The 1,624-nt window shown below is 68.2% G+C and carries 3 protein-coding genes; 2 read left to right on the top strand and 1 reads right to left on the bottom strand.

The window, feature by feature from the left end; translation table 11 throughout:
• The first annotated feature begins 430 nt into the window (after positions 1-430).
• Both KBX08_RS33170 and KBX08_RS33165 read left to right on the top strand, forming a co-directional pair.
• The gene (locus tag KBX08_RS33170) at positions 431-1,111 is read left to right on the top strand and encodes a metalloregulator ArsR/SmtB family transcription factor (RefSeq protein ID WP_210787699.1); all 681 of its coding nucleotides are present in this window, start codon (positions 431-433) and stop codon (positions 1,109-1,111) included.
• The gene (locus KBX08_RS33165; protein WP_112674638.1) at positions 1,111-1,449 is read left to right on the top strand and encodes a cupin domain-containing protein; all 339 of its coding nucleotides are present in this window, start codon (positions 1,111-1,113) and stop codon (positions 1,447-1,449) included. The genes KBX08_RS33170 and KBX08_RS33165 overlap by 1 nt, the downstream gene beginning before the upstream one ends.
• Here KBX08_RS33165 and KBX08_RS33160 read toward each other — a convergent pair.
• Positions 1,430-1,624: hypothetical protein (locus KBX08_RS33160; protein ID WP_210787698.1), on the bottom strand; the 195-nt coding region annotated here is incomplete at its 5' end. The two genes, KBX08_RS33165 and KBX08_RS33160, sit on opposite strands and share 20 nt — an antisense overlap.

Genomic DNA, 1,624 nt, shown 5'->3' with positions numbered 1-1,624 from the left:
AACCCATCTCACTTACGGTCGGAGATGACATCGCGATTCTCCCGCTCCATAGTGTCTACAACCAGGTCTTGTGTAAACTCTGGATCATGAGGTGCGCGATTCTCCAGCCGTGCGCGGGGCTTGTGGACCGTGCGCGCCGACGGATGCCCCGTGGACCGCGCGTACGAGGTCATTCGTTCCTTACCTCCAACCCGACGAGTGGTGCACCACGGGCCCTGCAGGCTGGTTCATCGGCGGCGGTGATCGCCTTTCAAGACGACCTCGCGAGCCACCTGATGCCTTATCTGCCCGAGAAGGTTTCCTGCTCGCTGCTGCTTCCCGGTCGTGCCGGTGCACGGCGATCATCCGGTGGGGCCGCAAGCACGGCTCGCCCCACGATCACGATGATGGTGGTCGGCCCGCCGCGCCGAACCGAGGTGGAGGAAATGCCATGACGTCGCCGGAGCCGGGCCAGCACGCGGCAGGCCGCCGCGGACAGGTGTTGCGGCTGCTGCGGGACGCGCGCAGCCCGATGACTGTCGCCGAAATCGCCGAACGGCTCGGGATCCACGTCAACACCGCACGGTTTCATCTCGAGAGCCTGGTCAGTGACGGTCGGGTCGAGCGCACAACCACCGACTCCCGCAGCCCGGGACGTCCACCGCAACTGTTCCATGCGGTACGGCGCATGGATCCGATGGGTCCCCGGCGTTTCCGGGTGCTCGCCGAAGTACTCGCCGAGGTGATCGCGGCCGATCCAGATCCGAGCAGCCGGGTCTTGGCGACCGGACGCCTCTGGGGACGTCACCATGCGTCCACCATCATCGACGCCACCGCACCGGACGAAGCACCCGACCCGGATGAATCTGTTGAGCGGCTGATGCGGTTGCTCGACGAGTTAGGCTTCGCACCCGAGCGACCCGCCGGTGGCGACCGGCCACAGATCGACCTGCGGCACTGCCCGTTTTTCGAGCTCGCGATCAGTCGGACCGACGTCGTGTGCCCGGCACACCTGGGCCTGATGCAGGGCGCGATGCAGTCGTGGGCCTCGCCCATCACGGTCGACCGACTCGACCCCTTTGTTCAACCAGACCGGTGCGTGGCCCACCTGAGCGCTGTCGGAGGATCCTGATGGATGCCCTGTCGTTGACCGCCCTGGCCGAGGAGCAAGTCGCCGCGGCTCATGCCTCGTCGGCCGGGCGTAGCGCCCGCACGATCCACGGCGGGCAGACACACGCCCTGCGTCAGACGGTGCTCGCCCTAGCGGCGGGCCAGAGGCTCGGCGAGCACGAGAGCCCCGGTGAGGCAACGCTGCAGGTCCTGGCCGGGCGGGTACGCCTGAGTGCCGGCGACGACTCCTGGGAAGCGGCCACAGGTGACTATCTGATCATCCCACCGGCCCGCCATGACCTGACCGCGATCGACGACTCCGCGGTCTTGCTGAGCGTCGTCACCGACCGACGGGAGTGACCGCCTCGGCCGACCACCCGGCAGGGCCGAGCAACCCGCCGGGCAGCAGTTGAGCGCGACGTCGCCGCCCGCCCCGCGGCGCGGTCCACAGCCGAACCCGGCAACCGTCCTGACCGCGATCGGCGTCTGTTCGGTGGTGATCGGTGACCGCGGCGACCAGGCCACCGATCACCAC

The sequence above is a fragment of the Micromonospora sp. H61 genome (genome assembly GCF_018070325.1).
GTDB classification, from domain to species: Bacteria; Actinomycetota; Actinomycetes; order Mycobacteriales; family Micromonosporaceae; genus Micromonospora; species Micromonospora salmantinae.
This window is presented reverse-complemented; position numbering and strand designations above follow the sequence as displayed.

Bases quoted from the DNA above. Each gene is read 5' to 3' on its own strand.
- KBX08_RS33170 (WP_210787699.1), top strand. From the start codon at position 431: ATGACGTCGCCGGAGCCGGGCCAGCACGCGGCAGGCCGCCGCGGACAG.
- KBX08_RS33165 (WP_112674638.1), top strand. From the start codon at position 1,111: ATGGATGCCCTGTCGTTGACCGCCCTGGCCGAGGAGCAAGTCGCCGCG.